Below are 16,678 nucleotides of genomic sequence, written 5' to 3' on the forward strand. Positions count from 1 at the left end.
TGCACATGAATGTTCTATACACATGGGTAGGCGCAAGCGATCTGCGCGCCAGCCAGGCCCAACCGGACGATCCACGGCGCGGCCGCGCCCCGAGCAGGTCGGCAGGCGCCCACAGACAGGGCGGCAGAGGGCCCGTGGCCGACGCCCTGCTGCATCTGGCGGAAGATCTGGATGAAGCGGTGCTGCTCATCGACTACTTCGAACACGAAGCCAGCGCAGCGGCATCCGGCATCTCGTACTGCCAGTGGCTGGATGCCCAGTTGAAGCAGGCGGGCAAGCGTTTGCTGCTGATGCTCAGGCCGGTCGTCAAAGGCGACCCCACCTCCTTCAACTGGGCCTATGACGCCATGCGCCGGACCGTGCAGGACCATGAACGCGGGCGACCGATCGCACAACGGCACTATCTGGTCGGACCCGGCACCCCGACGATGGCGGCATCTACCCTCATCGTCGCGCGGCTGGACGCCTGCGCCGGTGTGCTCTGGCAGACCGACATTCGCAGCCCCCAGGGCTGCCGGCGGCTGGAACTGCCGTTCGACCTCAAACTCGAAGACGCCCCCGATCCGGCCAGCCATGCCGCCAGCCGCGCACCGGGCGAACCCAGCAAGGCCGGGCACGCGCCCGGCGCGCCGATCGTGCTCTCGCCCTCCACCCAGCGCGCCTGGCGGCTGGCCGAAACCGCCGCGAAAAGCCAATGGCCGGTCCTGATCCTGGGCAGCACCGGGACCGGCAAGGAAGAGCTGGCCAGGCACCTGCACCGCTGTAGCGGCGCGGACAAGAACTTCATCCCCGTCAACTGCGGCGCCATCCCTGCCGAGCTGATCGAGTCGGAACTGTTCGGCCACAAGAAAGGCGCCTTCACGGGCGCCGTGAGCGACCAGCCCGGCGTCTTCGAAGCCGCCGGCCATGGCATCGTCTTCCTCGACGAAGTGGGCGAACTGCCCCTGAAAGCACAGACCCGTTTTCTGCGCGTTCTGCAGGAGAAGAAAGTCACCCGCCTGGGCGAGCGCGTCGAGCGCGTGCTGAACTGCCGCATCGTCGCCGCCACCCACCGCCACCTGTGGCAGGCCGTCGAATCCGGGAGCTTCCGCGCCGATCTCTACTACCGGCTGGCCGGGCTGATCATCCCACTCGACGACCTGGCCCGCCGACCGGAGGACCTGAGGGCCATGATCGATGCCTTTTGGCAGCAGACCACCCACGAAAACCCGGGTCTGCCCGGACGCGCACTGGACGAGTCCGCGCACCAACGCCTGCTGGCACATGCCTGGCCGGGCAATGTGCGCGAACTCAAGGCAACGCTGGTGCGGGCCGCCTTCTTGGCCCGAGGGCCGCAGGTGAGCGCCTCCGATATCAACATCGCACTGGGACAGGACGCGCCGACACCTGCCAGCCCGCCGCCCCCATCAACCCTCCGCACTGCCCTGCCACACGCGAGCGCCGATCTGGACTTCAGGGCCCACACCAAGCGCTGCCAGCGCGAACTGGCACGACTAGCGCTGGATCAGGCCGGTGGCAACAAATCGCAAGCCGCCCGCATGCTGGGGATTTCGGTGCAGCATCTCGGGCGCGTGCTCAAGGGGTGAATGCCCCCACCAACGACCCGCCCGGGATCGGGGGATTGCCGCGCCGCATCCTGCAGCAAAGCGGCAGCGCGCGCGGCCTCAAGCCCAGCCGGCTGGGATAAGGGTGGAACGGTGCCGGGCGCTGACGTGGCCGCGTTGCAGTTTCAAGCCCAGCCGGCTGGGATAAGGGTGGAACCGAACGATCCGACCGATCTGCGTCGCGTGGAGTTTCAAGCCCAGCCGGCTGGGATAAGGGTGGAACTCAGTATCTGCATGTGCAGACGTTTGATATGTTTCAAGCCCAGCCGGCTGGGATAAGGGTGGAACGGATGGAAGGAAGTGGAGTATCTTGGTAAACGTTTCAAGCCCAGCCGGCTGGGATAAGGGTGGAACCAGCGCCATCCTCGGGGAAGGGAATGTCGCGCGTTTCAAGCCCAGCCGGCTGGGATAAGGGTGGAACCGCGGATCTTCCAAGTACTTGCGCATCAACAGGAAAAAAGCGCGTTCATTCGGAACCTCGCGGACCATGGTGCGGATCATAGCAGATCTTGCGCCCGACTCTGAACGGAAGTGACGCAGTCCGAAAGCGATGCCCCCTCGCGCATACCGGGAAAACAGGTGAACGCCCAGTTTTCGGCCAGGATGACGTCCGGCCCGGCAGTGCCTAGCACGCGGGCCGGTTCGGCCAGGACGGCGACGGCGATGGCGCCGCTGCCGCAGCCCAGCGCCCGCAGTTCCCCTTCCAGGCGGGAAAGCCGCTGCCTGTCCAGCACGCAATGAAACACACTTTTTTGCAGGCGTTGGCCATAACGCAACAGGCAGCGCTCCACCCGCGCCCGTTCCCGGTCATCGCTCAGGTCGTAGGCAATCCAGTACTGATGAATGGACATGGTGCTCACGCCTCGTCGTCCGCCCCCGGGATGCCGGCGATGGGCATGGGCATGCTCCAGTCGCCGAGCATGCCGCGGGCAGCGGCGTCGGCATAGCTGTCGAGCATCTGCCCGATGCGGGCGGCCAGCCGTAGGCTGCCGTTGCGCGGGGGACGTTCCAGCATGCGGGTGAAATCCTGCACCATGCGCTCGCGCGCCTGCGGCAGCAGGCGCAGTTGGCCGTCGATCTCGGTAAAGCTCCCGGGCCGTATGACTTTCAACCCCACCCAGCGCAGGACGAGCCGGTCGACATGCGGGCGCCAGGGTTCCATCAGGTCGCTGACCAACGCCTCATGGCGATCGTTGGCCTCATGCAGGACACCCAGCCAGGGATCGAGGCCCGCCAGGCGGATCCCGCGGGCCAGATGGTTGCGCAACAATCCGTACCCGTAATTGAGCAGGCTGTTGACGAGATCCCCGGTTTGGCCGTAGTGCCGGCGTACCTGGAAGTCGCCCAATGGCTGCAGCCGTCGCTGCAGCCAGCGATGGTAGTGCCGCGCGGCCCAGCCTTCCCAGCCGCGCACCACGCTGCTGCGCTCGCTGCGCGCGAGGGCTTGGCGTGCACGTTCCAACTGCGCGAGCAGTCGATGGTCGCCCGGCTGGTAACGCTGGCGCACCAGCCAGGTACAGGCCGCGAGCTTGTGCTCCACCAGGCGGGCCGCGAGGCGGGCCCGCTGGGCCCGGTCGAGCGCCTGGTGGGCGGCGTGGTGCGCGGCGAGCCGCCGGTAGCGCTGGGCTTCGGCTTGCTGGCCGACGATGACCAGCGGCGTCTGCCCCGGCGCGCCCATCAGCACCGGGATGCCCTCCAGCGCGCAGGCATCCAGCAGGGGGGTGCTGATCTGGCAGGGGCCATGAAGCGCGAGATGATCGATGCGCATCAGCGGCAGCTTGCGCACCGGCTGGCCGTCGACACTGACGACCAGATTGGCATCGGCGAGCCCAACGTGTGCGCCCGCCAGGTCGCTGTCGATCACGAGGGGGCGACGCAGTCGTAGCGGGGCCGCACCCGGGCCGGTGCGCTCGGCCGCAGAGGAGGCGAACTGGAAACGCCCTTGACCAAAGCTCAGGCGCTCGCCCAGCCCGACGGCGGCAAACAGCGCCAGCCAAGGCCTCCAGGCGGCAAGCGATTCGCCGCTGAGAATCAGTGGGCCAAGGCAGCCATTGATGAACATGGGGTGGCCATTCTGCGAGCGGGAGTGGTGTTTCGTCCGCCAGTAGCGCCAGACCGAGGTGTCGAGCGCGGGCGGCGGCGGCAGTTGGCCTTCGCGCCCGAACAGTTTGCGCAGCCGGGTCTGGCACAGGCGCAGAAAGCCGGGTTCATCCAGCGCGGTGCGGGGCTGCCCGGGGGCATGGGGCAGAGGCACTGGGGTCAGAAAGTTAAGGGTGAGATCGCCGGCTTCCGCCGGCGGCGACGGGAGCTGCGCGGTGCGCCACGGTGAAATGTGCTCGAGGCTGAAGTTCGGCTGCGCGCTGGGGTCAAAGCGGCTGAGGAGCCGTTGCTGCCACTGCGCGGCCTGCGCGGATTGCAGACCAAAGAGTTGCAAGGTGATCTCGATGCGCGATCCGGCCTGCCAGAGCAGGGTGTGCACGCTTTGCCCCGGGCTGTGCCAGAGTTGCTTGACCTGCCGCGCGTCCAACCCGGCGGCTTCGAACACGCCTTTGAACAGAGCTTCGAGCACGACCAAGGGGTGCGCCCGGCGCGGCGGGGCGTGGGCGCGCAGGACGAGGTCGATTTCCAGCCAGGCAAGCCCGGCAAGCTCCGAGGCGTGCAGCGGCGGCGGGCTCACATCAGGCCACGGCGGGGTCGATCAGCTTGGCCTCGATCTGCTGCAGCAGCGTCTGGTAAAGCGCCTGCGCCGACGGCGCCGGAGATTCGGGGCCTGCGGCGGGTTGCGCAGGCGTTGCATCAGGCTGTTGCGCGGAATCCTTGGCAAGGATCAGCGAACCGATCACGTCGCCGACCAGCTTTCGACCGAGAAAGGCCCGCCCCGGCTTGGGCCGCGCAGCGGGGTTGGCCACGCCTTGCGACCACAGGTCGGCACCCATGAAGCGGGTGACGGCCTCATCGATTTCGTCCTGGGTCAGAACGCCGTGGGTGTTGAAGTTGCGGTAGTCGGCAAGCCTGAACGTCCGACCGTTGACCAGCTGAGTGGGGTTGTGAATGACTTCCCGCAGCTTATGCAAGGGGACATTGCCCAGCACATCATCCCAGGCACTGAGCGCGGCTTCGCCGACCATGTTGGCCTGGTAGGCCAGCGGCTCCGCACCCTTTTTTGTACTCCAAGGTGTCAGCGCAGGGGAGTTGAGCAGTCTGGAATCAGGTTTGGTGCGAAAGCGCATGTAGCGGCGTCGAGGGCGGTACTCCTCGAGCGCTTCCTTCGCCCATTGATGGATCGCGTCGTGAAACGCGGCTTCGAGAAAGGTCAGGCTGCCGTTGATGGCTTCGAGCCAGCGCTCGGTCTGCAAGGCGGTTTCCACGCGGATGGCCACCAGCAGGCAGGTGGCTTGCCGGGCATGGCCGAGAATGTGCTGCAACGCGGGCAAATCGGCATCCTTGTCCACTGGGTTGCCATTGAGCAGCCTGGCGGCCTGCTCCAGTGGCCGCAGCCAGCCGCGGGCGTCCGGATCGTCATGAAAAGGCGCGGCCATCGCCCAGGCATCGAGCAACGCACCACGACGCACCTGCTCCAGGCATTGACGGCGAACGCGCAGCGCGTCCATCGGGGTCTGGGTCAAAAGGCCGAGCGCGCCATGCTCGGTTTTGAACAGGTTTTGCGCCTTGTCGCCGGCCAGCAACACGGCCAGTTCGGCCAGCAGCGGCTTGATCGGCGGCAGCCCGCCCATGCTGGCGATGAGCAGCGTGCTTTGGCGATCATAAAAGTCCCGCAGTGCGCGCTCGATGCGCTCGGCAATCACAGGGGCGAGCGGACTGTCTCTGCTTTCCAGCCGTTCGCCGGGGTGAAGAAACACGCATTCGCTGATGGCGGTTTCGGGCAGGCCCTTTTTCACCAGCCAGCGTTTGAGGAAGGTGCAGGTGGCCACGGGTTCCTGCGCCTCTGAACCTCGATCCGTGCTGAGCACCAGCGCGCTGCCCAGCGGCGCAGGCCGAACGCCGGCGTTCTGCAAGGCGCGGGCCAGCCCGGCTTGTGCGGACTCGGCGGGTTTGCCGGGCTGGGCCTGCAGGCCCAGGCAATGCCTGAGCACGGGCTCGATCTTGGGCAGCATCAGTTGCAGGCACCCGTCCGGGCCGCGTTCAGGACGCGCGTCGGGGCTGGCTTGTGGCAGCCGCAGGCCGAACGTGTGACCGCTCCAGTCGGTAAAGACCGCTTCGGCTTCACGTTCGAGCAGGTCGGACGGCGTGTCGATGATCTCGGCATCATGCTGCTGTTCGAGCAGCCATTCATGGAAGCGGCGCACGATGGTTTTGTCGGGCATCGCGCGCCACAGCTTTCCCTGGTCATCCCGAAGCAGGATTTGCAGGTCTGAGGTGCCGTGGGTGAGGACGAGTTGCGCGCGAGAGTTCATCTGCCGGACTCCAGTAGCTTTTTGAGTTCGTCGAAGCGTTTGTGGTCATCGCCGCGGCGCGCTGCGGCGTGGGCGCGGCGCAGGGCGGTGTGATAGTTGTAAATGGTTTCATTGCCATCTTTATCCGCCTCGGTGGGATAGGCGGCTGATCCCTTCAAAGCCCAGCGCCGGGCTTTGAGCCAGGCAGCGAGATGATCCTGTCGCTTTTTGTCGTCTGTCCATGAAGCCTGCAGCCGTTTTTTCAGCGCGTCCAGCGCCTGGGCTTGAAGGCCTTGCCAGAGCGCCTCGTCGCTGCAGCTTTGCCGCCACTTCCAGCTGTCGCTCTCCTGCCAGCGCGCTTTGTCGATGCGCAGGCGCACACTGCCCAGGCCCAGAGGCTTGCCGTAGCCGAGTTTGTGCGCATAGCCGTGCTGGTAGCGGGACAAGCCAAAAGCGCTTTCGATCAACCCGGGGTCGAGCGCGGCCAGCAGCGCGCCCAGCTCCCAGGGGCGCAGGCTGTCAAAGCGCAGGGTGCAGCGGAAATGGCTGCCAGGGGCGGAGAGGTAGCGCACGCAGGTGCCGCGCTCTTGCGTATTGGTGTCGTTCTGACTTTTGGCGGAGCCGGGTGAATAGGGCTGGCGGGTTTTGGCCGCATCGGGCTGGTGCCGGTAGAACTTGCGCCCGGCCAGGTCACCGCCGGGATCGCCCGGCAAGTCGCCGTAGGTAGTGAGTTTGCCGGGCAGCCCGGTCTGCTTCAGATAGAACTCGACCGCGCTGGGGCGGGGCATGCCGAGAACGCGGAGCTGGATTTCCCGACCGCCGCCGATAAATCGGCTATCGGGCGTTTTGTTCTCAGGGTATTCGATAGCGGTGTTGAAGGCGATGCGGCCGGCGAGGCGTTTGAAATTGCCGCCGGCCAACCCGGCCTGCATATCATCGCGGCCGTCCACGGCATAGCCAAAAAGCAGTCTCGCGCCAGTCAGCCGGTGGGGCACGCCTTGTGGATCCGCGTGTTCGTCCGGGTGGAGCGCCAGTTCGGCCCGCAATTGGCCTTTGCCGTCGAGCAGCCTGTTTTTGTAGCGCACGCTGCTGCTGTAGGCCCAGCGGTAGTAGAAGTGATGGCCCATGCTGTTGATGTGCATGCACGATTTGCCAGCTTGTTCGATTTCGACATAGATGAGCTGGCCGACCTGCAAGCGGACGTGGGCGAGGATGTCGCGCCGGGTGGCGTCCAGATTTTCAAGTTTGTTCAGGTTCGGATAACCGGGGCTCAGATGCCCGACCAGGGTGTCGGCGAGGATCTGCTGAGTTTGGTAGTACGCCCGCAAGATCTTCTCGGGGATGGATAGGGTCTGGGCTTTTTGATAATCCGATGCCGGCACGAGAACCGCCTGATAGACGCGGCTATCCGATCTGAACGCCTCGGCGAGGTGCCCCGATCCGTCGATCCCGCCGCGATACAGGAAAAAATGGTGATCCAGCCTGGCTGATTGGCCTCGTTTGGCATCGAGCCGCATACGGGGCGCCCTGCCCGTCAGTTCGACGTCGGGAATCGTGCGCTGGATGTGACCCCCCGCCGCTGGCGGCCCAAGTTTCTTCACAGCCTCCTCGCGGACGAACACCACAGCACAATCAGACGGCAACAGGCGGATGGTGATGGTGGCTGTGGGGCCTTCACCATTGTTTTTGATGGGCTCCACGACGGCGGCGCGCGGCTCCGCTTTTGGTTTGTTTCCTCCAAACCCAAGGTTAGGCCGGTAGGTGTAGTGATGCTCGGCCACCCGCTCCATCGGCGCGTGCAGCAGGCTGGACAGCGACGCGCGCAGCATCCCCTTCAGACTGGACGCGCCGATGAGCACGCGGCCATCGTCGAGCATTTGTGGCAACAGCAGGCTGTGTTTTTCATCAAGGGCGTGCTGGTGGTTGCCAACGATCAGCGGGGTGAGCGCGGTCAGGGTAATCAGTAACTCACCGCTGTAGCGCAATTCGTCGCTGCTGCCGTCGCGCCACAGCGGAGCATCATGAATGCTGCGCGCCGGGTCGATCGGCAAAAAACCGTAGGGAATCGGGATCATGGGTTTGGCTCCGTGGGAAGCAGCCGCCAGGCCAGGCGCTTGCCGTTTTGGTAGTAGTGCTCGGTTTCGAGTGAAGGCGGCAGAACTCCTTGCCCGGCGAGACCAAAGCGGTGACGGTCTTGCCATGTGAGCACCGGCTGTCGACGGCAGAGCACTTCAATCGAACGGCTTCCTTCCTGCGACTCAAGGCTCCAGGTGATGCACTGGCCGGGCAGCCCGCTCAACGGGTGGGCATCGTGGAAATGCTGCCAGTGGCCTGGTGTATACACACTGGCCGCGAGCAGGGGCAGGTCGTCGAGCCCTTCGGGCAGGGTGCGCGCGAGCGGTTCGATGCCGGGTAGGCGGCCGGTGAGACGTTTGCCGTCGCGCTGGGGCAGCCAGGGCCGCGGTTCGAGGGAGATCCACAGCGGATCCGTGGTTTGGATGTGCTGGCGCAGCAGGCCGAGAGTAAGCCGGTCGGCCAAGGGTTGCTGAAGAACGTAGAGGGTTTGCGGGTTCATGGCTGTGATCTTTGTATAGGTGCGCTCAACGGGCGAACGGTGGCGGCGTCCAGCGTCCAGCGGATGTGACCATGACCGCGCCAGATGCCCCCGCCGAGCGGCAGCTGGCCATCGCCCAGCGCCTTGAGCATGGCAATCAGGGGTTCGGCCAGCGCCTGCGCGGTTTGTCCGGAATCAGCCTCAATCGTGGCGCGCCAGCAAAAGCGGGCTTTGGCGAGACACAGGCGGTCGAATTTGGACGAGCCGTAGGCGCCGCCGGAAAGTTCGTCGATCGCGACATGCTGTTGCCACAGCAGCTTCCAGTCGTCATCGGCCAACGTGGCGTCGGCCACGCTCAGGCAACCCGCCTGCTCGGTGTTGCCAAACAGGGTGTCGAGCAGGGTCAGATCCGCACGCTGCGCACGCCCGTGGCGGGCCAACTGCGCGCGCCAGACGCCGCGTATGCTCGCGCCGGGCACATACGGGCGAAGTCTGCCGTCCGGACCAGGCTGGGCGGTGATGGTGAAGTCTGGGTCGAAGTCTTTCGCGCGAAGGCGGAATCCGGACGGCTGAATGACGCGGTCGAAGAAATCCTGTGCTTGCAGTTGCAGACGGGCATGCCCGCCGATGGAAAGGGTGTCCAGGCCATACCCCTGGCCGAATCCGTCTTGCCGCTCGCCCACCTGCAAGGTGCCGGAGAGTTCGACGACATGACGGTTCGGCTTGGGCAGGCGCTCGGCATGCTCGTCCAACCAATCCTGCAGCTCGAGCACCTCCGCATCGTTGGCACGGAAATGCTCGATCCATTCGCTGCCGCTGCGCGCCGGGGCGAAGGCGTCGGGCCACAAACGTGCGTGACGCGCTTCGAGCCGGACGATGGTGATGTCTTCGAGGTGACACCAGCCGTAACCGTGCCGGCTGCCGCGCCCAAGCCGCGCGCCGCCGCGTTGACGCCAGCGCGCCAGCGTCGCGGCGGCCAGGGCCTCGAGGTCGGCGAAATCGGCACCAGCTGCTGGTGCGATCTCCAACTCGAAGTTCCAGCAGGTGCCCGGCGGCATGGCTTCGAGGTTGAACAGGTGATCGTCCTTGGCCGCCTGGGTGCGCGGATCGATGCTCACGTGCTGGAAAAAGCCGGTTTGCGGCGCGTCGCCGAGCAGGTGCGCATGGGCAAATCGCCAGGCGGAGGGTAAGAGCATGTCTTGCTCCGCCTGTCGGGCTTTGCCACCGCCGAAGGTGATGGCGCGCGGCAGCGTGCCGGCCAGTGCGCGAGCGGTGGCGATAAAGCAGCCCGCGATGGTGCTGCCGCGGATGACGGGCCGGCCTTGCCCGTCGCGCGCCAGCGGGATGTCGACCAGATCATGGGGTCGGTTGCCGCCGATGCCCAGCGCGCTTTCCTGCACGATGCGGGCAAAGACGAGCGTGCGATAAGGGGTCATGGGCGGGCCTCCGGTTGATTCCTCAGGGCGCGTTGCCAGCGAAGCAAATATTCGAGCAAGGCTTGCGCGTCGGCCAGCGGCAATTGGGCAAGGCGTTGGCGCAGTTGGCCATAGGCAGGTGCGTCGATAAAGTTCTTCCACGCCTTGCCACCATGCTTCTCCTTGGCCTCTTCGATGAGACCAAAGACGTCGTCCAGCTCCTGCCGGCTGCGCGCGGACTGGATTCGGCTGCGGAAATCACCCCACTGACTGCCGCTGGGCGCTGACAGGGCACACCCAAAAACCTCGACATACCGCTTGGCCTCGGCGCACAAGACGTCCTGACGGGAGGGGGAGGTGACCACGGAATGCGCCGGAGCTTTCATGCGCTGTGGCTGCGGCAGACGGTCGAGCCGAAAGCGCCCAAATCCTTCTTCCGGGCACTCGCCGAGAACCCGTCGCTCGGCCAGCGCGTCACGCAGACGCAGGGCGTCGGGGCCCGAGACACGCGCCGCCGAGCCTGCCTTGATGGCGCGTTGCGCCAGGCGCGGCAGACCCGTGGAGGCATTGAAGCCGAACAGGTCGCAGCCTTCGCTGAAGACCGGGTCGACTTTGATGTCGATGCCGTCTGCCGCCACCCCGGCCAGTTCGGCAAGGGTCGCGGCGTCGAGCCGATCGCGGTAGTTGCCAAGGGCGTCGCGGACGATCAGGTCGCTTTCGAGCAGCAGGCTGAAGTCCGCGCCGTCGGCATTGCCGTGCTCTGTCGGAGGCAACCAGGCCGCTTCCTCGATGACGAGCGGGCGACCACCGCGGCCGATGCGCAGCCAGTGACCGCTGAGGTCGCGTAGCGCCTGCTCCAGAAGGGCGGCTTGCTCGAACGCGGTCAAGAACAGGTCGGCCACAAACAGGGTATGCTCGGCCAGCTGTTCGGTGCTGAAAAGGGCTTGTTGGCGCTGGTTTTCGTCGCTGGGTACGGCTGTGTGCAGCCGCTCGATCATTTGCGGGCGGTAGCGCTGCCAAGGCGACCCTGGCCGGGGGCGATACAGAAACTCGCCGCTGGCCGGGCGTTTGAGCTTTTCAGCGGGGCGCTCGCCAGCCTTGAGCGCGATCTGGTCGATTTCCCCCTGAGCGCCGAGCCAATCCCCTTCACGCCGATACGCCCACCAAGGCGTATCTGCGCTCGGCGCCGCAGCTTTGGGCGTGCCCATCGACAGGGGAATCGGTAGCACCTCGATGCTTGCCAGATCGGCATCGGCCAGATCGGCATCCGGCAGCGGCAGGGCATCGCCCCATGAGAGGCTGTCTGCGAGCAAAGCCTGCGCGGCCTCGGTTTGCCCAAGCGCCAGACAGGCCGCCACAAAGGCACCCCGCAGGCTGCGGCCGCGGATGAAGGATTCGCTGGCGATCAGATTGCCTGGATGGCCGGTCTGCGCCAGGCAGACCGGCTCCAGGTTGCGCAAAAGCAGGCGTAGACGACCGAGGAAAACTGGCGTGCCTCGCACCAGAACCGGATCGTAGCCAGCCGTTTCCTCCAGGTGCCAGCGCACCAGACCGTAACCACGGTTGCGTCCGCTACCCAGCCGTCGGCAACGGGCGATGACGGCCTTGAGCAGATCCTCGTGCTGTTCGTCGTCGGCCGGCAGCGCTGCCTGCATCACAAAGCGGCTGCCTGCCGGAATGTATTCGACATAGCGCAGGGATTGTTCTTCCGCCTTGCCTTTGTCATCAATGGCGATGCTGCCCCATACGAGCGGAGGCGATAGGGCATCGTCACGCAGGTAGGCGCTGGTCAATTGAAGCCGTCCCTGCATGTCCCCCGGGCGGCCAAACAGGCGGTCGATATCCTCACGGGAAAGCGCTGATGGCTCCAACCGCGACCATTCGCTGGCCGCATCGCGCAACAGACCCTTGATGTGGCTGGCAGGCAGCACCGGCCAACCGCGCCGGTCACGAACCTGCAGCGCGTCAATGTCTGCCCAGCCGGTGCCGGTGCCAACATGCAGGTCTTCCAGAAGCTCGATACTCAGGGTCAATCGTCTCATGCCGCTTGCACCGTCGTTTCTGGTCGCGGTCGCCGGTTGATTTCGTAGAGTTCGACGAGGTCGGGCAGGACGCTGATCTGCAGGTCGTCGCCAAGCGGCCGGTACAGCCCGGTTTGCCCAAATTGCTCCAGAACGACCCGCAAATGGTTGCGCATCGAATCGGGCAGCTCCCGCCAGCCCAGCTCGGCAAGGTTGGGACTGCGACGCATGATCTCGACCATCTCGCGCAGTTGCGAGCGTGCAACCTCGGACGAATTGCTGATGCTTTCGGCTTGCCTGAGTAGCTTGTCGAGGCTGCGCTCACCTAGAACTGGGTAAGGCTTGCCACTGAGAACAGTGTTGCCCGCCAGGCTATCAGCCTGACGTTGGGCAATTGGATCGCCCAGCCAGGCGCTGGACGTGACATGCCAGTCCACTACCGAGCCGGCAGCCGGGTCGGTCCGGACGTGCCGCTTGGCACTGTCGGCGAGCGCCCCGGCTGTGTCGTGCAGACGGTAAAAAGGAAAGGTTGGTCTTGCGATCGCTACGCCGGCGCCGATGCTCAGCGGCTTTGCATCGCAGAGCGGGATGCGTTCCAGCTCTTCTGCATAGGCGCGGACGAATGGCAGCGCGTACGACGCGGCGCAGGCCATCAGCAGATCGTCGCCGCCGAGCATCAACAGCTGGTAACGCTGGGGAACGTCTGCAAACACCCGCTCGAGCGCTTTCGTCAGCGCACGTCTAACCGCTACCCGCATGCTGTGGTAGAAGTGCTCGCCGTGCGCTTCCGCATTGAGGCTGTGTTCGGGGTCGGGGCTGCGTGTTCGCCAGGCCTGGTAACGTTTGCCAATGCCGTTGCCATCGGCATGAATCAGCGCCAAGTAGTCGTCGCTGGCGATGTCTTCCAATGTTTGCGGGGGTTCATCCGGGCAGGGGATCAAGCCCGATTTTTCCAGCAGGGCGATGAGATCGCGCGGGTTTTCGCGAAAGGCCTTGCCCCGCTCTTCCTGCTGTTTTTCTTCGGCGCTAATGAAAGCGCCTTTGGCATTGCGATCTTGTGCAGGCCGGTCGCCGAGGTGGTGGCTGACCTGAAACGCCGGGTGCTGGAACAAGCTCTCGCCCCATTGGGGCTGCGCCAGTTTTTCGCCATCGAGCCGTGCTTCGAGCAGGAGGCCAGGCAGTTCCTGTGTAATGTGCGCGGTGGCCCGATCGATGAAGCAGCGCGCTTGTTCTGACTCCGGGAAGGTGGCGATGAAATGGCCGCCATCGCGCACCAGTACACCATAGCCTTGGTAAAGGCCGACCGGATCGTCAATCAGCAGTGCGTCGCCCAGCGCGGTCTGTCCGAGCAAGGCTTGCGCTTGTTGCAAGGGGTCATCCCGATTCGCAGCAGGCATTTTTTCGAGCGTCTGCGGATCAGCTTTGGCCCCGCACTCCCTGGCAATTTCTGGCAAATGGGTTCGGATGGTTTGCCCTAGCGCGGAATTAGCCCCCAACATGGCGCGTAGTCTGGGCGAAGCAAACAGGTAGGTTTGGATGCGCTTGAACTCCATTTCCACTTTTTCCATGCCGCTCTCGCCTCCAGTCGCAGTTCGGTCTAAAGTCCGACGCCCCGCCTTCAGTAGCGGGGCGATTTAGAGTCCGGGTGGATGGTAGCGGATGCCAATCGCTTTGGCGAAGGCGCCGTCATGACCTGCCTGGCGATTTTCGGTCCAGTTGAAAGTTGAGAGGATGGCTCCCGACGAAGACGAGGAGCCCATGCGCAAGTCCCGATTCACCGAAGAGCAGATGGTCAAGATCCTTCGGGAGGCCGACCGGTCCCCCGTGGCGGAAGTGGCCAGGAAGCACGGCGTCAGCGAGCAGACCCTGTACCTGTGGCGGAAGCGCTACGGACAGCTGGAGGCCGCGGACGTGAAGCAGCTGCGCAGCCTGCAGCAGGAGAACGCCCGCCTGAAGAAGCTGCTGGCCGAGCGCGACCTCGAGATCGAGGTCATGAAGGAGATCACCACAAAAAAGTGGTGAGCGCGCCGGCCCGGCGCGCCCTGGTTCCCATCGTGGCCGAACGCGGCATCAGCCTGCGGCGGGCCTGCACCCTGCTGGGCGTGCCGCGCTCGACGCTGGGCTATGAGGCCAAAATGCCGCAGAAGGATGCCCCCGTGATCGAACGCCTGCGGCACTATGCCGCGCTGTACCCGCGCTTTGGCTACCGCCGAATCCACGTCTATCTGGAGCGGGAGGGGATTCAGCTCGGCTGGGACCGCATGCTGCGGCTCTGGCAGCGGGCCGGGTTGCAGGTGCCGAAGAAGCGTGGCCGCCGACGGGTGTCGGCCGCGCGACCGCGTCCGCTGCCGGCGATGGGTCCGAACCAGGTCTGGGCCTGTGACTTCGTGTTCGACGCCTGCGCCAACGGCCAGCCGCTGAAGTGCCTGGTCGTCACCGACGAGTGGACGCATGAGGCCCTGGCCATCGACGTCCAGGGCAGCATCCGTTCCAGTCGGGTCATCGAGGTGCTCTCACGGCTGGTGAGCCTGCACGGCGCACCGCGTTACCTGAGGTCGGACAATGGCCCCGAGTTCGTCAGCCATGCCATCCTGAAATGGCTTCGGCAGGCGGGCATCAAGACCGCGCTGATCGATCCAGGCAAGCCTTGGCAGAATGGCACTGCCGAGAGCCTGAACGGGAAGTTCCGGGACGAGTGCCTCAGCATGGAATGGTTCCGGAACCGGATCGAGGCCCGGGCGATCATCGAGACGTGGCGCCGCCACTACAACGAGGACTGCCCGCACTCGAGCCTCGGCTACCGGACACCCAAGCAGTTCAAGGACGAGTTCCAGCAGCAACAACCCGCATCAACCACCCGAGCCATCCTCAACTAATCGGTGGCCCGAAAAAAACCGGCAGGTCAGTTGACCTGCCCCCAATCGCCGTACCACTGATTACTGGGAGAGTCCGGGGTTGAAGGGTACTTGGTGTTGCGGGGTTTGGGTACGGTGGTTGGCGGCGAACTGTGCGGGTGGGATGCGGCCGCAACTGCTGTGTGGTCGCACTTGGTTGTAGTCGCGGCGCCACTCGCTGATCACCTCGCGGGCCTGGGCAAGCGACGTGAACCAGTGCTCGTTCAGACACTCGTCGCGGAACTTGCCGTTGAAGCTCTCGATATAGCCGTTCTGCATGGGGCGGCCGGGCTCGATCAGTAGGTGCGCGATGCCGTGCTGCTGCGTCCACGCGATGAAGGCCCGGCTGGTGAACTCCGGACCGTTATCCGTGCGCACCGCCCGCGGGTAGCCGCGGAACCGCGCAGCCTGATCCAGTACGCGCACGACGTAGGCGCCGCTGATGCCATGGTCGACCGTGATGTCGATGCACTCGTGGGTGAAGTCATCGGCCACCGTCAGGCTCTTCAGGCGGCGACCATTGGCCAGCGCGTCGCTGACGAAGTCCATGCTCCAGACTGCATTGGGCGCGGCGACAGCAGACAGTGCCTGGCGCTCGACCGGCGGCCTGCGGATCTTCTTGCGGCGGCGCACGGCCAGGTTCGCCTCGCGATAGAGGCGGTAGACCTTCTTGTGGTTCACGGTCGGATACTCCCGGCGCAGCAGGTCGTGCAGGCGGCGGTAGCCGAACCTGCGGCGCACCTGCGCCAGTTCGATGATCCTGGCCGACAGCGCCTGCGTCGCAGGCGCCGGCTCGGGCGGATGGCGGAAGGCGTCGCGGGACAGCCCCGCAAGGCGGCAGGCCCGGCGCTCGCTCACGGCCAAAGCCTCGAGCATGCGACGGACCGCCTCGCGCTTGCGTTGCGGGGCTAGCGTTTTACCCCGAAGCCGATCTTCAGCGCTTCGATGTCCAGGTGCGCCTCCGCCAGCAGCCGCTTCAGGCGGCTGTTCTCCGACTCCAGCTCCTTCAGACGCTTGGCGTCTTCGGCCTCCATGCCGCCGTACTTGGCGCGCCAGGCGTAGAAGCTGGCCGGGCTGAAGCCGTGCTGTCGGCCCAGCTCCGACACCGCCATGCCGGCCTCAGCCTGCTTGATGAACCCGATGATCTGTTCCGTGGTGAATCGACTCTTGCGCATGTCCGTCCTCTCTGGATGACGGACTCTACCTAGCTTCGAGTGGTACGGCTTGCGGGGGGCAGGTCACAGTCACGCCGTAACCTCCCCCAGATCCCGGACACTCGATAAGTAGAGCTTTCTGGCATGTTTTCCCCGCCAGGAGGTGACCTGCCCCCAATCGCCGCTGGGGATGGCGCGGCGGCGTTGGCGGCGGGAGGGGTGGGGCGGGATGGCGTGGCCGGCGAGCGCGGGGTGCTGGTGGTTCGCAGGCGGTAAAAAGGACAACCCCCCGGAGGGGATCCGGGGGGTTGCGGGATAAGGCCCTGGCGATGACCTACTCTTGCATGGCAAGGCCACACTACCATCGGCGCTGCCGTGTTTCACTTCCGAGTTCGGGATGGGATCGGGTGGTTCCACGGTGCTTTGGTCACCAGGGAGAGGGTGGAGCCGGCGCGCGTGCGCCTGGACTCGCATGGGGAGGGGAAGAGAGGGCGAGCGTGGAGGGCGGCCTGCGACGGTCATCGAGGCTGCGGTGTGGCTCGCGTTGGCGAAGCCACTTGAGGTGATATGGTCAAGCCGCACGGATCATTAGTACAGGTAAGCTCAACGCATTGCTGCGCTTACACACCCTGCCTATCAACC

The 16,678-nt window shown here is 65.3% G+C and carries 11 protein-coding genes, 2 rRNA genes and 1 CRISPR repeat array; of the genes, 2 read left to right on the forward strand and 11 right to left on the reverse strand.

The features are described from left to right. Positions 1 to 134: 134 nt before the first annotated feature. A complete protein-coding gene (locus ML340_RS07635) occupies positions 135 to 1,586 on the forward strand; it encodes a sigma 54-interacting transcriptional regulator (RefSeq protein WP_240098336.1) in 1,452 nt (483 codons plus the stop codon). A 75-nt stretch (positions 1,587 to 1,661) separates the two neighbouring features. Beyond that, a CRISPR array of direct repeats spans positions 1,662 to 2,025; the repeat unit is 35 nt; unit sequence GTTTCAAGCCCAGCCGGCTGGGATAAGGGTGGAAC. A gap of 76 nt (positions 2,026 to 2,101) precedes the next feature. On the opposite strand, the gene cas2 is transcribed toward ML340_RS07635, so the two are convergent. From cas2 to ML340_RS07675, 8 genes are read right to left on the reverse strand one after another with little or no spacing between them, the layout of a single operon-like run. Then, complete coding sequence (gene cas2, locus ML340_RS07640; RefSeq protein WP_240098376.1) at positions 2,102 to 2,455, reverse strand: CRISPR-associated endonuclease Cas2; 354 nt, start codon at positions 2,453 to 2,455, stop codon at positions 2,102 to 2,104. 5 nt (positions 2,456 to 2,460) lie between these two features. Further along, positions 2,461 to 4,281, reverse strand: a complete 1,821-nt coding sequence (cas1, locus tag ML340_RS07645; protein WP_240098338.1) for a CRISPR-associated endonuclease Cas1 — start codon at positions 4,279 to 4,281, stop codon at positions 2,461 to 2,463. A 1-nt stretch (position 4,282) separates the two neighbouring features. Beyond that, positions 4,283 to 6,019: a hypothetical protein gene (locus ML340_RS07650; RefSeq protein WP_240098340.1), complete on the reverse strand. Its 1,737-nt coding sequence runs from the start codon at positions 6,017 to 6,019 to the stop codon at positions 4,283 to 4,285. Next, complete coding sequence (locus ML340_RS07655) at positions 6,016 to 8,073, reverse strand: TIGR03986 family type III CRISPR-associated RAMP protein (protein WP_240098342.1); 2,058 nt, start codon at positions 8,071 to 8,073, stop codon at positions 6,016 to 6,018. Before ML340_RS07655 ends, ML340_RS07650 begins: the two co-directional genes overlap by 4 nt. Then, positions 8,070 to 8,573 carry a hypothetical protein gene (locus ML340_RS07660; protein ID WP_240098344.1) on the reverse strand — a complete coding sequence of 168 codons (504 nt, stop codon included), beginning with the start codon at positions 8,571 to 8,573 and terminating at the stop codon, positions 8,070 to 8,072. Before ML340_RS07660 ends, ML340_RS07655 begins: the two co-directional genes overlap by 4 nt. Further along, the gene (locus tag ML340_RS07665; protein WP_240098346.1) at positions 8,570 to 9,988 is read right to left on the reverse strand and encodes an RAMP superfamily CRISPR-associated protein; all 1,419 of its coding nucleotides are present in this window, start codon (positions 9,986 to 9,988) and stop codon (positions 8,570 to 8,572) included. Before ML340_RS07665 ends, ML340_RS07660 begins: the two co-directional genes overlap by 4 nt. After that, entirely contained in the window at positions 9,985 to 12,009 is a 2,025-nt protein-coding gene (locus ML340_RS07670) for an RAMP superfamily CRISPR-associated protein (protein ID WP_240098348.1), read from the reverse strand. Before ML340_RS07670 ends, ML340_RS07665 begins: the two co-directional genes overlap by 4 nt. Beyond that, positions 12,006 to 13,556: a Cas10/Cmr2 second palm domain-containing protein gene (locus ML340_RS07675; protein WP_240098350.1), complete on the reverse strand. Its 1,551-nt coding sequence runs from the start codon at positions 13,554 to 13,556 to the stop codon at positions 12,006 to 12,008. Before ML340_RS07675 ends, ML340_RS07670 begins: the two co-directional genes overlap by 4 nt. 190 nt (positions 13,557 to 13,746) lie before the next feature. Here ML340_RS07675 and ML340_RS07680 point away from each other — a divergent pair. Further along, a protein-coding gene (locus tag ML340_RS07680; RefSeq protein ID WP_425608294.1) for an IS3 family transposase occupies positions 13,747 to 14,864 on the forward strand; the annotation gives its coding sequence in 2 pieces (ribosomal slippage) (positions 13,747 to 13,996 and positions 13,996 to 14,864; 1,119 coding nt in all). A gap of 60 nt (positions 14,865 to 14,924) precedes the next feature. Here ML340_RS07680 and ML340_RS07685 read toward each other — a convergent pair. The 3 genes from ML340_RS07685 to ML340_RS07695 all read right to left on the reverse strand — a co-directional run. Then, positions 14,925 to 16,057, reverse strand: a protein-coding gene (locus ML340_RS07685) for an IS3 family transposase (protein ID WP_240098354.1) whose coding sequence is annotated in 2 segments (ribosomal slippage) — positions 14,925 to 15,802 and positions 15,802 to 16,057 — 1,134 coding nt in all. Because the reading frame shifts where the segments join, the coding sequence is not laid out codon by codon here. A gap of 300 nt (positions 16,058 to 16,357) precedes the next feature. Then, a 5S ribosomal RNA gene (rrf, locus tag ML340_RS07690) occupies positions 16,358 to 16,471 on the reverse strand. Positions 16,472 to 16,603: 132 nt separating this feature from the next. After that, positions 16,604 to 16,678 (reverse strand): 23S ribosomal RNA (locus ML340_RS07695); the annotation flags it as partial.

Source organism: Thermomonas flagellata (assembly GCF_022419185.1).
Taxonomy (GTDB): Bacteria; Pseudomonadota; Gammaproteobacteria; order Xanthomonadales; family Xanthomonadaceae; genus Thermomonas; species Thermomonas flagellata.

Coding starts and splice junctions, on each gene's coding strand:
- ML340_RS07650 (WP_240098340.1), bottom strand. CDS start 6,019: ATGAACTCTCGCGCGCAACTCGTCCTCACCCACGGCACCTCAGACCTG.
- ML340_RS07660 (WP_240098344.1), bottom strand. CDS start 8,573: ATGAACCCGCAAACCCTCTACGTTCTTCAGCAACCCTTGGCCGACCGG.
- ML340_RS07675 (WP_240098350.1), bottom strand. CDS start 13,556: ATGGAAAAAGTGGAAATGGAGTTCAAGCGCATCCAAACCTACCTGTTT.
- ML340_RS07665 (WP_240098346.1), bottom strand. CDS start 9,988: ATGACCCCTTATCGCACGCTCGTCTTTGCCCGCATCGTGCAGGAAAGC.
- ML340_RS07655 (WP_240098342.1), bottom strand. CDS start 8,073: ATGATCCCGATTCCCTACGGTTTTTTGCCGATCGACCCGGCGCGCAGC.
- ML340_RS07670 (WP_240098348.1), bottom strand. CDS start 12,009: ATGAGACGATTGACCCTGAGTATCGAGCTTCTGGAAGACCTGCATGTT.
- cas2 (WP_240098376.1), bottom strand. CDS start 2,455: ATGTCCATTCATCAGTACTGGATTGCCTACGACCTGAGCGATGACCGG.